We start from the raw sequence: 14,828 nt of genomic DNA, 5'->3' as shown, positions 1-14,828 counted from the left end.
ACCATTAAGGCTGATGGCCGATAGTGATCCCGTCGAACTGTTCGTATCGAGTCGGGTCGCTTCCGTGCCGTTCAATTCCACTCGCCATCGCCGCCGTACCCTTCGCCAGCGCCTCACGGTGCCCGCGATTGCCGTGGGGCTTGTTGCCTACTTCGCCTTTCACGCGCTGAACGGCGAGCTCGGTCTCGTGGGCAAGGCACGGATCGAGCATCGCTATGCCGAGCTCGAGAAAGAGCTTGCCGTGGTGCGCGGGGAACGCGAAGACTTGCTCAGGCGCGTGATGTTGCTGCGCCCCGAAAGCCTCGATCCGGACATGATCGACGAGCGGGCGCGCGCAAGCCTGAACCTGGTGCATTCGCAGGAGCTGGCGATCCTGCGCCCGAGCCGCGCCTCTGCAGAGTAACCGAAAACAGGTTCAAAGCGAATTTTGAACCATCTTTCAGTTAAATTTCAAAAACATGTTCAATATCAGCAACATAATATGATTCTTGCGCCATCAACTTCCGGCTTTCATTGACTTTTCCCCTCGCGTACCTTCCGCTAGATTGCTGAAGGGGAAACGCAGTCCCGCAAGGGACGCAAAACCGAGACGAGGGACATGGCTGGAACGTCTGGCAAGACCTCCGGTGCACGCTCGAAGAGCGCTGCCCGGTCGAAGGGAGGGGCGGCCAAATCGTCGCCCGCGATCGTAGAGTTCACCAAGGAGCAGGAGCTGGGTGCCTATCGGCACATGCTGCTCATCCGCCGCTTCGAGGAAAAGGCCGGCCAGCTTTACGGCATGGGCCTGATCGGCGGCTTCTGTCACCTTTATATCGGTCAGGAAGCGGTCGTCGTCGGCATGCGCATGGCATCCAAGGACGGCGACCAGATGATCACCGGCTATCGTGATCACGGCCACATGCTCGCCATGGACATGGACCCGAAGGGCGTCATGGCCGAGCTGACCGGACGCCGGGGCGGCTATTCCAAGGGGAAGGGCGGCTCCATGCACATGTTCTCCAAGGAAAAGCAGTTCTACGGTGGCCACGGCATCGTCGGCGCCCAGGTCTCGCTCGGCACCGGCCTCGGCTTTGCCAACCGCTACCGCGAGAACGGTGCGGTCGCGATGACCTTCTTCGGCGATGGCGCTTCCAACCAGGGCCAGGTCTACGAGAGCTTCAACATGGCGCAGCTGTGGAAGCTGCCCGTGGTCTATGTCATCGAGAACAACAAGTACGGCATGGGCACCAGCGTCGAGCGCGCCTCCGCGACGACGGATCTCTCGCAGCGCGGCGCCTCGTTCGGCATTCCCGGCGAGCAGGTCGACGGCATGGACGTGCGCGCCGTCATGGCGGCCAGCGAGAAGGCGCTCGAGCACTGCCGCTCGGGCAAGGGCCCGTACATCCTCGAAATGATCACCTATCGCTATCGCGGCCACTCCATGTCCGACCCGGCCAAGTACCGGTCGAAGGAGGAGGTCCAGAAGATGCGCACCGAGCACGATCCGATCGAGCAGGTCCGCAAGCGTCTGCTGGACAATGGATGGGCGAGCGAGGACGACCTCAAGGCCATCGACAAGGAGGTGCGCGAGATCGTGGCGGAGTCCGCCGAGTTCGCGCAGACGGATCCGGAGCCGGATGTTTCCGAGCTCTACACCGACATTCTTCTTTGATCGCGGGAGCGTACGATGCCGATTGAGATTCTGATGCCGGCCCTCTCCCCGACGATGGAAGAGGGCACCCTGGCCAAATGGGTGAAGAAGGAAGGCGACAGCGTCGCCGCCGGCGATGTGATCGCCGAGATCGAGACCGACAAGGCGACCATGGAGGTCGAGGCGGTCGACGAGGGCGTGCTCGGCAAGATCCTCGTTGCCGAGGGCACCGAGAACGTCAAGGTCAACACGCCCATCGCCATGCTGCTGGGCGAGGACGAGGACGCATCCGCCCTCGACGCGGCGCCGAAGGCCGCTGCTGCAGCGCCCGCGCCGCAGGAAAAGGCAGCCGAGGCCCCGGCCGAAAAGCCGGCTCCGGTTGCCGCGGCGCCCGTCGCTCCGGCCCCTGATGACGTCAGCGATCCGGATGTGCCGGAAGGCACGCCGATGGTGAAGACCACCGTTCGCGAAGCCTTGCGCGATGCGATGGCGGAAGAGATGCGCCGCGACGGCGACGTCTTTCTGATGGGCGAGGAAGTCGCCGAATATCAGGGCGCCTACAAGATCTCGCAAGGCCTGCTCGAGGAGTTCGGGGCCAGGCGCGTCATCGACACCCCGATCACCGAGCACGGCTTCACCGGCCTTGGCGTCGGCGCGGCGATGGCCGGCCTCAAGCCGATCGTCGAGTTCATGACCTTCAACTTCGCCATGCAGGCGATCGACCAGATCATCAACTCCGCCGCCAAGACGCTCTACATGTCCGGCGGCCAGATGGGCGCGCCCATCGTGTTCCGCGGCGCCAATGGTGCGGCGGCCCGCGTTGCCGCCCAGCACAGCCAGGACTACGCGGCCTGGTATGCGCATGTTCCGGGCCTCAAGGTCGTGCAGCCGTGGTCGGCGGCCGATGCCAAAGGCCTGCTCAAGGCCGCGATCCGCGATCCGAACCCGGTCGTGTTCCTCGAGAACGAGATCCTCTACGGCCAGACCTTCGAGATCCCGGATGTCGAGGACTTCGTCCTGCCGATCGGCAAGGCCAAGGTCGAGCGCAAGGGCAGCGATGTCACCATCGTCTCCTGGGGCATCGGCATGACCTATGTCATGAAGGCGGTCGAGGAACTGGCGGCTGCCGGCATTTCCGCCGAAGTGGTCAACCTGCGCTCGATCCGTCCGCTCGACATCGACACGATCATCGCCTCGGTGAAGAAGACCGGGCGCCTGGTCACGGTAGAGGAAGCCTATCCGATGTGCTCGGTCTCCTCGGAGATCGGCTATCAGGTCCAGGAGAAGGCGTTCGACTGGCTCGATGCGCCGATCCTGCGGGTCACCGGCAAGGATGTGCCGATGCCTTACGCGGCCAACCTCGAGAAGCTGGCTCTGCCTTCGGTGAAGGAAGTCATCGACGCGGTCAAAGCCGTCACCTACACGGCCTGAGGCGGGGAAGAGACGATGCCAATCAAGATTTTGATGCCGGCCCTCTCGCCGACGATGGAAGAGGGCAATCTCGCCAGGTGGCTGGTCAAGGAGGGCGACACCGTCTCCTCCGGCGACGTCATCGCGGAAATCGAGACCGACAAGGCGACCATGGAAGTCGAGGCGGTCGAAGAGGGCACGGTCGGCAAGATCCTCGTGGCGGAAGGCACCGAGGGCGTGAAGGTCAACGAGGTCATCGCGCTGCTGCTGGAAGAGGGGGAGGATGCCTCCTCGCTCGCCGGCGCCGCGAAGGCCGGTGCTGCACCTGCCAAGGTCGAAGCGCCTGCGAAGTCCGAGGCACCTGCAAAGTCGGAGCCGTCCGCTCCGACCGCTGCCGAGCAGGCGGCTCCCGCCAAGGCACCGCCGGCCCCGGCCGGCGACAAGGGCGAGCGCATCTTTGCCTCGCCGCTCGCCCGCCGGCTTGCGGCGCAGGACGGCCTCGACCTTGCCGCGATCTCCGGCTCCGGTCCGCATGGCCGCATCGTCAAGCGCGATGTGGACGAGGCGCTGAAGTCCGGTACCGGCCGCAAGGGTGCGGATGCGCCGAAGGCCGCTGCGGCCGAGAAGCCCGCCGCTGCCGAGGCTCCCAAGGCTGCCGCGCCGTCCGGCATGGCCGAAAGCCAGGTGCTCAAGCTCTTCGAGGAGGGCAGCTACGAGGTCGTGCCGCATGACAACATGCGCAAGACCATCGCCAAGCGTCTGACGGAGTCCAAGCAGACCGTGCCGCATTTCTACCTGACGGTGGATTGCGAGCTCGATGCGCTGCTGGCCCTGCGTGCCCAGCTGAACGACGCGGCGCCGAAGGACAAGGACGGCAAGCCGGCCTACAAGCTCTCGGTCAACGACATGGTCATCAAGGCCCATGCACTGGCGCTGAAGGCGGTTCCGGCGGCCAATGCCAGCTGGACCGACGGCGGCATGCTGGTCCACAAGCACGCCGATGTCGGCGTTGCGGTGGCCATCGAGGGTGGCCTGATCACGCCGATCATCCGCCGGGCCGACGAGAAGACCCTGTCCGCGATCTCCAACGAGATGAAGGACCTGGCCGGTCGCGCCCGCAGCCGCAAGCTGCAGCCGCAGGAATACCAGGGCGGCACGACGTCGGTCTCCAACCTCGGCATGTTCGGCATCAAGGACTTTGCCGCGGTGATCAACCCGCCGCACGCGACGATTCTCGCGGTCGGCGCGGGCGAACAGCGCGCCGTGGTCAAGAACGGTGCGCTGGCGATTGCCACCGTCATGTCGGTGACCCTGTCGACCGACCACCGTGCGGTCGACGGCGCCCTCGGCGCGGAACTGATGGCTGCGTTCCGGCAGTTCATCGAAAACCCGATGAGCATGCTGGTGTGATCCAACAGGCCGGCGCCGCATCGCGGCGCCGGCCGTCTCGCCATCAATTCCGGTTTCCGCCGGGCGCAGCCTTGCGGCGCGCCCGCCGTCCTATCTGGAGGACTTTTCATGAGCGGCACGTCCTACGACGTCATCATCATCGGCTCGGGTCCGGGAGGCTATGTCACGGCCATCCGTGCGGCGCAGCTCGGCCTCAAGACCGCGATCGTCGAGCGCGAGCATCTTGGCGGCATCTGCCTCAACTGGGGTTGCATTCCAACCAAGGCGCTGCTCCGGTCCGCGGAGATCCTCGATAACGCCAACCACGCCAAGAGCTTCGGCCTGAAGCTCGAGGGCAAGATGACCGCCGACGTCAAGGACGTGGTTGCCCGTTCGCGCGGCGTCTCGGCCCGTCTCAACGGCGGCGTCGCCTTCCTGATGAAGAAGAACAAGATCGACGTGATCTGGGGCGAGGCGAAGCTGACCAAGCCCGGCGAGATCAGCGTCGGCAAGTCGACGAAGCCGGTGGTCGAGCCGCAGAACCCGGTGCCGAAGGGTGTCAAGGGCGAGGGCACCTACACGGCCAAGCACATCATCGTCGCGACCGGCGCGCGTCCTCGTGCGCTGCCGGGGATCGAGCCGGACGGCAAGCTGATCTGGACCTATTTCGAGGCGATGAAGCCGGACGTCATGCCCAAGTCGCTGGTCGTGATGGGATCGGGCGCCATCGGCATCGAGTTCGCGTCCTTCTATCGCTCGATGGGCGCAGAGGTGACCGTCGTCGAGGTGATGCCGCAGGTCATGCCGGTGGAAGACGCCGAGATCTCCGCCTTCGCCCGCAAGCAGCTGGAAAAGCGAGGGTTGAAGATCCTCACCGAGGCGAAGGTCGCCAAGGTTGAGAAGGGCGCCAATTCCGTCACCGCGCATGTTGAGACCAAGGACGGCAAGGTGGAGAAGATCACCGCCGACCGTCTGATCTCCGCCGTCGGCGTCCAGGGCAATATCGAAGGCCTCGGCCTCGAGGCGCTCGGCGTCAAGACCGACCGCGGCTGCATCGTCATAGACGGCTACGGCAAGACCAACGTGCCGGGCCTCTATGCCATCGGCGATGTCGCCGGGCCGCCGATGCTGGCCCACAAGGCCGAGCACGAGGGCGTCATCTGCATCGAGAAGATCGCCGGCGTGCCGGGCGTCCATCCGATGGAGATGGGCCGCATTCCGGGCTGCACCTATTGCAACCCGCAGGTCGCCTCCGTCGGTTTGACCGAGGCCAAGGCCAAGGAGCAGGGCCGCGACATCCGCGTCGGACGCTACAGCTTCGCGGCCAACGGCAAGGCGATCGCGCTCGGCGAGGATCAGGGCATGATCAAGACGATCTTCGACAAGAAGACCGGCGAGCTGATCGGTGCGCATATGGTCGGCGCGGAAGTGACCGAGCTGATCCAGGGTTTCGTGGTCGCCATGAACCTGGAGACCACCGAGGAAGAGCTGATGCACACGATCTTCCCGCATCCGACCCTGTCGGAAATGATGAAGGAAAGCGTGCTCGACGCCTATGGCCGGGTGCTGAACGCCTGAGGACAGGCGTCGGTCCGATCTTGAGTTGCGCCTCGAAGCGTCTACCCTTGGCGGGTGCCTTCCGGCGCAATTTCACAAACGGGGACTTTCGACATGGACGTCAAGAACATCCTCATCTGGTGCGCCATCGGTCTCATTGCCGGCTGGCTCGCCAGCCTGTTGATCGGCGGCGGCGGTCTTGTCCGCTATCTCATCACCGGCCTGATCGGTGCGTTTGTCGGCGGCTTCCTGTTCAACCTTGCCGGCATCAACATCAATGTCGGCAATGCCTTCGTGAATCAGGTCATCGTCGCGGCGGTCGGCGCGATTGTCGTGGTGCTGATCGCTCGGGTGCTTGCCTGATCGGACGGGTAACATTACCGGCCGGGCGATCCCCGGCCGGCTTTCAGGTGAGGGCAGAATGGGCATCATCCTCTGGATCTTGATCGGGCTGATCGCCGGTGCCGTGGCGCACCGCGTGCTCGACAGCCGCGGCGGCTTCTTCGGCAGCCTGGTCGTCGGTCTGATCGGCGCGCTGGTCGGCGGCAAGCTTGCAGAAATCTTCAAGCTCAATGTGTCGGGCGGGTTCATCGACCAGCTGGTGCTGGCGACGGTGGGCGCGATCCTGCTGTTGTTTGTCTGGCGGAAGATCCGCGGTTGAGCGACGCTTCCGTCATCGATGCCTTTCCGCTGCGCACGAGCGACAAGCTGCGCTACAGCGACACAGATCGCCAGGGCCACGTCAACAACGCGGTCTACTCGACGTTTCTGGAGACCGGCCGGGTGGAGCTTCTGTTCCATGTGGCAGGCGAACTCGCCGAACCGGGTGCGGCCTTTGTGATCGCCCGGCTGGAACTGGATTTTCTTGCCGAGGGCCTGTGGCCCGGCACGGTGGAGATCGGCACGGCGGTCGCGAGCATCGGGCGCAGTTCGGTGACGCTGGAGCAGGTGATCTGCCAGCAGGGACGGTCGCTCGCGAAGGCGCGCAGCGTGGTCGTGCAGATCAACGAGGCCACCCGCCGCTCGCAGCCGCTCGGCGAGGCCGCCGTTGCGCAGTTGAAAAGCTATATGAGACCTGCTGCGGCGGTATAGCAGACCGGCGCGGAACCGCTTGACCTTTCACCCCAACAGCGACACTTAGGTGCCATGGTTACACTCCTCGACACGGTTACCCAGGGCAACTCGCAGGCCGAGCGGCCCCGCCACCCGGAAAAGGCCCACCGGCCCGACAACCCGATCCAGCGCAAGCCTGCCTGGATCCGGGTGAAGGCGCCGACGTCCCCCGTCTATCGGGAGACGCAGCAGGTGGTTCGCTCCAACAATCTCGTGACCGTCTGCGAGGAAGCGGGCTGTCCGAATATCGGCGAATGCTGGTCGAAGAAGCATGCCAGCTTCATGATCCTCGGCGATACCTGCACCCGCGCCTGCGCCTTCTGCAACGTGCGCACGGGCATGCCCGGCCCGGTCGATCCGAAGGAGCCGGGCGGCGTTGCCGAGGCGGTCGCGACGATGGGCCTTCAGCATGTCGTCATTACCTCGGTGGATCGCGACGATCTTGCCGACGGTGGTGCCGGCCATTTCGCCGAAGTGATCCAGGCGATCCGCGAGCGCGCGCCCTCGACCACCATCGAGGTGCTGACGCCCGATTTCCTGCGCAAACCCGGCGCGCTGGAGACGGTGGTTCGCGCGCGGCCCGACGTCTTCAACCACAATCTGGAGACGGTGCCGTCGAAGTACCTGACGGTGCGTCCCGGTGCGCGCTATTTCCACTCCATCCGCCTGTTGCAGCAGGTGAAGGAGATCGACCCCGGCATGTTCACCAAGTCGGGCATCATGGTTGGCCTCGGCGAGGAGCGGAACGAGGTGCTGCAGCTGATGGACGATCTGCGCACCGCAGATGTCGACTTCCTGACCATCGGCCAGTACCTGCAGCCGAGTTCCAAGCATCACGCGGTGATGCGCTTCGTGACGCCCGACGAGTTCACGGCGTTCGAGAAGATCGCCTATGCGAAGGGCTTCCTGAAGGTTTCGGCGAGCCCGCTGACCCGTTCCTCGCATCACGCGGGCGAGGACTTCGCCGACCTGAAGCGTGCGCGCGCCGCCAAGCTGGGCCAGGCCGCTTCCGCCTGATCTTCCGGCCCGGCCGCGCGCCGGGCCGCCGACACGAGAAAGACGCAGGACCGAAAGTCACATGCCGTCATTCCAGACCGTCCACAAGGTGGCTCACAGCAGCGAGGACATGTTCGCGCTGGTCGCCGATGTGGAGAAATATCCCGAATTCGTGCCGCTTTGCGAGAAACTGCAGGTGAGGGGGCGAAAGGATCTCGGCGAAGGGCGCGAGGTGCTCGTCGCCGACATGACCGTCGCCTACAAGCTGTTTCGCGAGACCTTCACCAGCCGGGTCACGCTGGAGCCTGACAACAGGCGCATTCTCGTCGAGTATCTCGACGGCCCGTTCCGGCATCTGGAAAATGTCTGGACGTTCAAGCCGCTCGGCGAGGATGCCTGCGAGGTCGGTTTCGACATCACCTACGAGTTCAAGAGCCGCACGCTGAGTGCGCTCATGTCGGCGATGTTCGACCGGGCTTTCAGGAAGTTCTCCGACGCCTTCGAGGCGCGGGCCGACGTGGTCTACGGCGCCGGCTAGCCTGGCTCCCCGCGCATCACCTTGCGTGATAGGACGATGAGGCGGCGCCGGAATTTCCGTATTTGGAGAAGACCTGGCGGATGTAGATGAAGCGCATGCGGCGGTTCATCGCCTCTTCGCTGGCGCGCATCACCTCCGCATTGGTTCCCTCGACGCCGATATCGGCGAGCTTGACCTGCTCGCTCGGCTCTTCGCAGATGCGGTACCAGCCCTTACCCTGGTTCAACTCCAGGCCGACGTCGCGGCCTTCCTCTGCCTCGTAGTTCATCCAGGCGACCGTTGCTGCACGGGCGTAGTAGGCATGGCCGCAGAGCGAGATCTCGTAGAGATTATCGCCGGCACGCGTGAACACCTTGTGGCTGCCATAGAAAGTGCCGTCCGAGTGCCGCGAGATCATGTGGATGTCGTCGGCAAGCGCGCTTGCCGGAAGGGCAATCGCAAGGGCAACGGTCAGGCAGGTCTTACGCATGTTACATGTCCTTGTTTGAACAGGACTTTGGGTGCATTCCCCAGAAAAAACAATTAACAGGGGAAAGCCGTTGTTGAACTGGTCATTCGCCGGTTTCACGAACCGATAAAACTTTAGCAATGGTCTGCGACAGGGCGGCCAGGGCGCGCTCCACGGTGGCAAGGCGCACTGCGCTCCGCCCGGCATCGCCGAGGCGCAACTCCTCATGATGCGTCGGAAGGCCCTTGGCAGACAGAGCCATGTGAACGAGACCGACCGGCTTTTCCGCCGAGCCGCCGCCCGGTCCGGCGATCCCGGTCACGGCGACGGTCACATCGGCGCGGGAGGCCGCGAGTGCGCCCTCGGCCATGGCGATCGCGACGTCGCGGCTGACCGCGCCGACGCGGGCGATCAGATCGGCCGGCACGCCCAGCATGTCGCTCTTTGCTTCGTTGGAATAGGTCACGAACCCGCGGTCGACCGCCGCCGACGAGCCGGAGATCTCCGTGAGAGCCCCGGCGATCAGACCGCCGGTGCAGGATTCCGCGGTTGTCAGCAGCAGGCCTGCGGCAGTCGCCTCGCGGATGACGCAGGCCGCACTGTCCTCGACGCGGGCGAGATCGGTCACGCATGGCCTCCTTGCGCGGTGATGTCGTCATTCTGCTCCGGCAGGCGGACGGTGGCGGTCGCCAGAGCCGCGATGCCTTCCTCGCGCCCCGTGAAGCCGAGCCGTTCCGAGGTCGTGGCCTTTACCGATACCCGGTGAAGCGGCGTGCCGCAAATTTCGGCGATGCGCGCGCGCATCGCTTCGCGGTGCGGCCCGATCTTCGGGCGTTCGCAGACGATGGTGACGTCGAGATGCGAGATCCGCCCGCCGCGCTGGCGCAGCCGGTCGACCGCGTAGTCGAGAAACTGGTCGGAGGCCGCGCCCCGCCACTGCGGATCGCTTGGCGGAAAGTGATGGCCGATATCGCCGTCGCAGATGGTTGCCAGCACCGCGTCGGTGAGCGCGTGCAGCACCACGTCCGCGTCGGAGTGGCCCATGAGCGCGCGGTCGTGGGGAATGGCGATGCCGCCGAGAACGACCCCGTTGCCCGCCTCGAATGCATGCACGTCGTAGGCGGTGGCGACCCGTGTTTCCATGTCCATGCGAGGCTCCCTGGTGGCGCTGTCCCTGTCGAAGCGGCGCAGGTCCTCCGCCGTGGTGATCTTGACGTTGCCGGCCTCACCGGGCGTAAGCACGACCGCAAGGCCGGCCCATTCGGCAACGGCTGCATCGTCCGTGAAGGACGCGAGGCCTTCGCTTGCTGCGCGCTCATGCGCGTCCAGGATATCGCTAAAGCGGAAGGCCTGGGGCGTCTGCGCGGCATAAAGTCCGCTGCGCTCCACCGTACCGAGGATTGCGCCGCTCTCCGGATCTGCCCGCTTCAGCGTATCGGAAACGGGGACGGCGGCAACCGCTGCGCGGTGGCCGGCCGCAATCGCGTCGATGGCGGCGTTCATGACCTCAATCGAGACGAAGGGGCGGGCCCCGTCATGGATGAGGACGATGTCCGGGGCGAGGTGTTCGAGCGCCCGCAGGCCGTTCAGCACCGTTGCCTGGCGGGTGTCGCCGCCTCGGGCCGGCGGCTGCAGGCGCGGATCGGCGAGCCCGGCAATGCAGTCGGCATAGTGGGCGTCGTCGTTCTCGCCGATCAGCACCGCGACGGCAGACACGCGGTCGCAGGCGAGCGCCGCCTCGATTGTGCGGCGCAGCACAGGTGTGCCGCCGATCTGTCGGTACTGCTTGGGCACGCCGCCGCCCGCGCGCAGGCCCTTGCCTGCCGCGACGATCAGCATGGCCACTCGGCCGGCAGCGCTAGGCGGGGAATGGTCGGGCGCGGTCATCGTCATGTCCGGTCGTCAATGCGGATGCGGCGGTTTTGACGGTTTCGCCGCGCATCCACAAGGCTTATGTCGGACGCGCGAATTTCGCACTTGCAGCGTAAACGACATTGTCTATTCTGTAGGCACAGTGGAAAGTGCACATCATATGAGCATTCAGGACGGCGGCGCAGACAGCCGCGGCATCAGGATCGGGACGGTGGAGAGCGCCAATCGCGTGTTTCTCGCGCCCATGTCCGGCGTTACCGATGTGGCTTTCCGGCGTCTGGCGCACCGCTTCGGCGCCGGGCTCGTCGTTTCCGAGATGGTGGCGTGCGAGCAGCTTGCCGAGGGGCATCCCGAAACCCGTCTGCGCAGCGAGGGAATCGCCGGCGCGCCGCATGTGGTGCAGCTTGCCGGCCGCGAGGCCCGCTGGATGGCCGAGGGAGCGCGCCTGGCAGAGGCCGCTGGGGCCGACGTCATCGATATCAACATGGGCTGCCCGGCCAAGAAGGTGACCTCCGGTTATTCCGGCTCTGCGCTCATGCGCGATCTCGACCATGCCCTGACACTGGTGGAAGCCACCGTCGGCGCGGTTTCCGTGCCGGTGACGCTGAAGATGCGCCTTGGCTGGGACCACGATTCGCTCAACGCGCCGGAGCTTGCCGCGCGGGCCGAGGCGGCAGGCATCGCGATGATCACCGTCCATGGCCGCACCCGCTGCCAGTTCTACAAGGGCCAGGCCGATTGGGATGCGATCCGGGCGGTGCGCGAGCGAATTTCCGTTCCGCTCGTCGCCAATGGCGATTGCACCTCGGTGGAGGATGCGCGCGAGATGATGGACCGGTCGGGCGCCGATGCGGTCATGGTCGGCCGCGCTGCTTACGGTCGCCCCTGGCTGCCGGGAGCCATCGCTGCCGGGCTCGACGGCCTGCCGGCTCCTGTTGTGCCTTCGGGCGCCGAGCTCGGTGAACTCGTCTGCGAGCATATCGAGATGATGCGCGAGCTCTACGGTTCGCAAAAAGGGCTGCGCCTCGCCCGCAAGCATATCGCCTGGTACCTGGATGCCGGCGCACCCGGCGTGCCCGGCCCCATGCGCCAGAAGATCCTGACATCGGAAGACGCGGGCTTCGTCACCGCCGGCGTTCGAGCCTGCTTTGCGGGCGGGGCGGAGACCGCATTCAGCCTGGAGGCCGCCGCATGAGAGGCGCACGCGAAGCCGCCGCCGGCCCGATCCCCGGCACCAACGGGCAGATCCTCGATGCACTGCCGCACCCGCTCATCCTCGTCGATCCGCAAGGGCGCATCATCGAGGCGAACATGGCGGCGGAGAGCTTCTTCCGCGCCAGCGCGCAGGTGCTCCGCCGCCATCCGGTGTCCCATTTCGTGCCGTTCGGCAGCCCGCTGCTGATGCTGATCTCGCAGGTGAGGGAGCGGGGCGCGCCGGTCAACGAGTACAAGGTGGACATCGGCTCGCCGCGCATCGGCGCCGAGAAGATCGTCGACATCATCGCCGCACCGGTGGCCGACCGGCCGGGCGCCGTCGTCCTGATGCTGCAGGAGCGGGGCATGGCGGAAAAGATTGACCGCCAGCTGACCTCGCGCGGTGCGGCGCGCACCGTCTCGGGCCTTGCGACGATGCTGGCGCACGAGATCAAGAACCCGTTGTCGGGCATTCGCGGCGCGGCGCAGCTGCTGGAAGCCTCAGCCGCCGAGGACGACCGCCCGCTGACCCGGCTGATCATGGACGAGACCGACCGTATCGTGAAGCTGGTCGACCGGATGGAAGTGTTCTCCGACGAGCGGCCCGTGGAGCGCGAGCCGGTCAACATCCACGTGGTGCTCGACCATGTGCAGCGCCTCGCCAATTCCGGCTTTGCCCGCAACATCCCGATCAACGTCGAATACGACCCGTCCCTGCCGCTGGTCCTGGCCAATCGCGACCAGCTGGTGCAGGTGTTCCTCAACCTGGTGAAGAACGCCAGCGAGGCGGTGGCGGGCGAACCGGCGGGCGAGATCACCCTGACGACCGCCTACCGCCCCGGTATCCGCCTGTCGGTGCCCGGCTCGCGGGAGCGGGTGAGCCTGCCGCTGGAGTTCTGCGTACGCGACAACGGTCCGGGCGTTCCCGAGGACCTGCTGCCGCATCTCTTCGACCCCTTCGTGACGACCAAGGCCAACGGCTCCGGCCTGGGGCTTGCGCTCGTCGCCAAGATCATCGGCGACCACGGCGGCGTCATCGAATGCGACAGCCAGCCGGGCCGCACCGTTTTCCGCATCCTGATGCCCGCTTACGCGACGCAGGACGAAATCTGACATCTGGGACACCGACCATGCCGACCGGGACCATCCTCGTTGCCGATGACGACGCCGCAATCCGCACGGTGCTGAACCAGGCGCTGTCGCGGGCCGGCTATACCGTCCGGCTCACGTCCAACGCCACGACGCTGTGGCGCTGGGTCAGTTCCGGCGATGGCGACCTCGTCGTCACCGACGTGATGATGCCGGACGAGAACGCCTTCGACGTGCTGCCGCGCATCAAGAAGCTGCGCCCCGACCTGCCGGTCATCGTGATGAGCGCGCAGAACACCTTCATGACGGCGATCCGGGCCTCGGAGAAGGGGGCTTACGAATATCTGCCCAAGCCCTTCGACCTGAAGGAGCTGACCAGCATCGTCGGCCGCGCCCTTTCGGAACCGCGCCGGATGAAGCTCGACGAGCCGGAGGAGGCGGGCGAGAACATCCCGCTGGTCGGCCGCTCGCCGGCCATGCAGGAGATCTACCGGGTGCTCGCCCGGCTGATGCAGACCGACCTTTCCGTCATGATCAATGGCGAGTCCGGAACGGGCAAGGAACTGGTCGCCCGCGCGCTGCACGACTACGGCAAGCGCCGCAACGGCCCCTTCGTCGCGATCAACATGGCGGCGATCCCGCGCGACCTGATCGAGGCCGAGCTGTTCGGCCACGAGAAGGGCGCCTTCACCGGCGCGCAGCAACGATCGGCCGGACGCTTTGAGCAGGCCGACGGCGGCACGCTGTTCCTCGACGAGATCGGCGACATGCCGATGGAGGCGCAGACGCGGCTCCTGCGCGTGCTGCAGCAGGGCGAATACACCACCGTCGGCGGGCGGGTGCCGATCCGCACCGACGTGCGCATCGTCGCGGCCACCAACAAGGACCTGCGTCAGCTGATCAACCAGGGGCTTTTCCGCGAAGATCTCTACTACCGGCTCAATGTGGTGCCGATCCGGCTCCCGCCGCTGCGCGAGCGCATCGAGGACATTCCGGACCTGGTGCGGCACTTCTTCACGCTGGCGGAGAAAGAAGGGCTGCCGGCCAAGCAGATCGAGACCGCTGCCATCGACCGGCTGCGCCGCTACCGCTGGCCGGGCAATGTGCGCGAGCTGGAAAACCTCGTCCGCCGGCTGTCCGCGCTCTATCCGCAGGACGTCATCTCCGCGGCGCTGATCGACCAGGAACTCAGCCAGCCGGCGCCCAGCGTCGAGGAGGAGGAGAATGCCCAGATCGACCTTTCGGGCTCGGTCGAGCGCTATCTCAACACCTACTTCCAGGCTTTCGGCGATGCGCTGCCGCCTCCCGGGCTCTATCATCGCATCCTGCGCGAGGTGGAGTATCCCTTGATCGGCGCAGCACTCGCCGCCACGCGCGGCAACCAGATCAAGGCGGCGGAACTGCTCGGCGTCAACCGCAACACGCTGCGCAAGAAAATCCGCGACCTCGACGTCCAGGTGATCCGCTCCAACCGCTGACGTCGGCTTCACGCGGCGGCATCTCTGTCGTAATTTGGCAACATTGTGTGGTAAGGGTGCCGCATTCCCAGCAACGGACCCGCCTGGGCCGATTCTAGCGACGGTTGCCGACTG

The 14,828-nt window shown here is 65.7% G+C and carries 16 protein-coding genes; 13 read left to right on the top strand and 3 right to left on the bottom strand.

The window, feature by feature from the left end:
• Positions 1 to 13: 13 nt before the first annotated feature.
• The 10 genes from GH266_RS01495 to GH266_RS01450 all read left to right on the top strand — a co-directional run bounded on the left by GH266_RS01495 (position 14) and on the right by GH266_RS01450 (position 8,633).
• Positions 14 to 403, top strand: coding sequence for an FtsB family cell division protein (locus GH266_RS01495; protein ID WP_199270420.1), 390 nt, complete (start codon positions 14 to 16; stop codon positions 401 to 403).
• Between the two features lie 195 nt (positions 404 to 598).
• Positions 599 to 1,651 (top strand): pyruvate dehydrogenase (acetyl-transferring) E1 component subunit alpha, encoded by a 1,053-nt coding sequence (gene pdhA / locus GH266_RS01490; RefSeq protein ID WP_067215155.1) that lies wholly within the window; start codon positions 599 to 601, stop codon positions 1,649 to 1,651.
• Positions 1,652 to 1,666: 15 nt separating this feature from the next.
• On the top strand, positions 1,667 to 3,061 hold the full coding sequence (locus GH266_RS01485; RefSeq protein ID WP_158192315.1) for a pyruvate dehydrogenase complex E1 component subunit beta: 1,395 nt from the start codon (positions 1,667 to 1,669) through the stop codon (positions 3,059 to 3,061).
• A gap of 15 nt (positions 3,062 to 3,076) precedes the next feature.
• Positions 3,077 to 4,450, top strand: coding sequence for a pyruvate dehydrogenase complex dihydrolipoamide acetyltransferase (locus tag GH266_RS01480; protein WP_158192314.1), 1,374 nt, complete (start codon positions 3,077 to 3,079; stop codon positions 4,448 to 4,450).
• Between the two features lie 108 nt (positions 4,451 to 4,558).
• Entirely contained in the window at positions 4,559 to 6,007 is a 1,449-nt protein-coding gene (lpdA, locus tag GH266_RS01475) for a dihydrolipoyl dehydrogenase (RefSeq protein ID WP_158192313.1), read from the top strand.
• Between the two features lie 93 nt (positions 6,008 to 6,100).
• Complete coding sequence (locus GH266_RS01470; protein ID WP_158192312.1) at positions 6,101 to 6,349, top strand: GlsB/YeaQ/YmgE family stress response membrane protein; 249 nt, start codon at positions 6,101 to 6,103, stop codon at positions 6,347 to 6,349.
• Between the two features lie 58 nt (positions 6,350 to 6,407).
• A complete protein-coding gene (locus GH266_RS01465) occupies positions 6,408 to 6,647 on the top strand; it encodes a GlsB/YeaQ/YmgE family stress response membrane protein (protein ID WP_158192311.1) in 240 nt (79 codons plus the stop codon).
• On the top strand, positions 6,644 to 7,078 hold the full coding sequence (locus tag GH266_RS01460; RefSeq protein WP_158192310.1) for an acyl-CoA thioesterase: 435 nt from the start codon (positions 6,644 to 6,646) through the stop codon (positions 7,076 to 7,078). Before GH266_RS01465 ends, GH266_RS01460 begins: the two co-directional genes overlap by 4 nt.
• Before the next feature lie 54 nt (positions 7,079 to 7,132).
• Positions 7,133 to 8,116 carry a lipoyl synthase gene (gene lipA, locus GH266_RS01455; RefSeq protein WP_158192309.1) on the top strand — a complete coding sequence of 328 codons (984 nt, stop codon included), beginning with the start codon at positions 7,133 to 7,135 and terminating at the stop codon, positions 8,114 to 8,116.
• 61 nt (positions 8,117 to 8,177) lie between these two features.
• Positions 8,178 to 8,633, top strand: a complete 456-nt coding sequence (locus GH266_RS01450) for a type II toxin-antitoxin system RatA family toxin (protein ID WP_158192308.1) — start codon at positions 8,178 to 8,180, stop codon at positions 8,631 to 8,633.
• Positions 8,634 to 8,649: 16 nt separating this feature from the next.
• Here GH266_RS01450 and GH266_RS01445 read toward each other — a convergent pair whose 3' ends face one another.
• From GH266_RS01445 to GH266_RS01435, 3 genes are all read right to left on the bottom strand, one after another.
• A complete protein-coding gene (locus GH266_RS01445; RefSeq protein WP_158192307.1) occupies positions 8,650 to 9,102 on the bottom strand; it encodes a hypothetical protein in 453 nt (150 codons plus the stop codon).
• An 82-nt stretch (positions 9,103 to 9,184) separates the two neighbouring features.
• Positions 9,185 to 9,709 (bottom strand): CinA family protein, encoded by a 525-nt coding sequence (locus tag GH266_RS01440; protein WP_158192306.1) that lies wholly within the window; start codon positions 9,707 to 9,709, stop codon positions 9,185 to 9,187.
• Complete coding sequence (locus GH266_RS01435; RefSeq protein WP_244953757.1) at positions 9,706 to 10,968, bottom strand: bifunctional 2-C-methyl-D-erythritol 4-phosphate cytidylyltransferase/2-C-methyl-D-erythritol 2,4-cyclodiphosphate synthase; 1,263 nt, start codon at positions 10,966 to 10,968, stop codon at positions 9,706 to 9,708. Before GH266_RS01435 ends, GH266_RS01440 begins: the two co-directional genes overlap by 4 nt.
• Positions 10,969 to 11,113: 145 nt before the next feature.
• Here GH266_RS01435 and dusB point away from each other — a divergent pair, with 145 nt between their 5' ends.
• The 3 genes from dusB to ntrC are packed head-to-tail and all read left to right on the top strand — an operon-like array spanning position 11,114 to position 14,714.
• The gene (gene dusB / locus GH266_RS01430; RefSeq protein WP_158192305.1) at positions 11,114 to 12,148 is read left to right on the top strand and encodes a tRNA dihydrouridine synthase DusB; all 1,035 of its coding nucleotides are present in this window, start codon (positions 11,114 to 11,116) and stop codon (positions 12,146 to 12,148) included.
• Complete coding sequence (locus GH266_RS01425; RefSeq protein WP_158192304.1) at positions 12,145 to 13,260, top strand: two-component system sensor histidine kinase NtrB; 1,116 nt, start codon at positions 12,145 to 12,147, stop codon at positions 13,258 to 13,260. Before dusB ends, GH266_RS01425 begins: the two co-directional genes overlap by 4 nt.
• Positions 13,261 to 13,277: 17 nt before the next feature.
• Entirely contained in the window at positions 13,278 to 14,714 is a 1,437-nt protein-coding gene (gene ntrC, locus GH266_RS01420; protein WP_158192303.1) for a nitrogen regulation protein NR(I), read from the top strand.
• Positions 14,715 to 14,828: the final 114 nt, after the last annotated feature.

Source organism: Stappia indica (assembly GCF_009789575.1).
In the GTDB taxonomy this organism is placed as follows: Bacteria; Pseudomonadota; Alphaproteobacteria; order Rhizobiales; family Stappiaceae; genus Stappia; species Stappia indica_A.
This window is presented reverse-complemented; position numbering and strand designations above follow the sequence as displayed.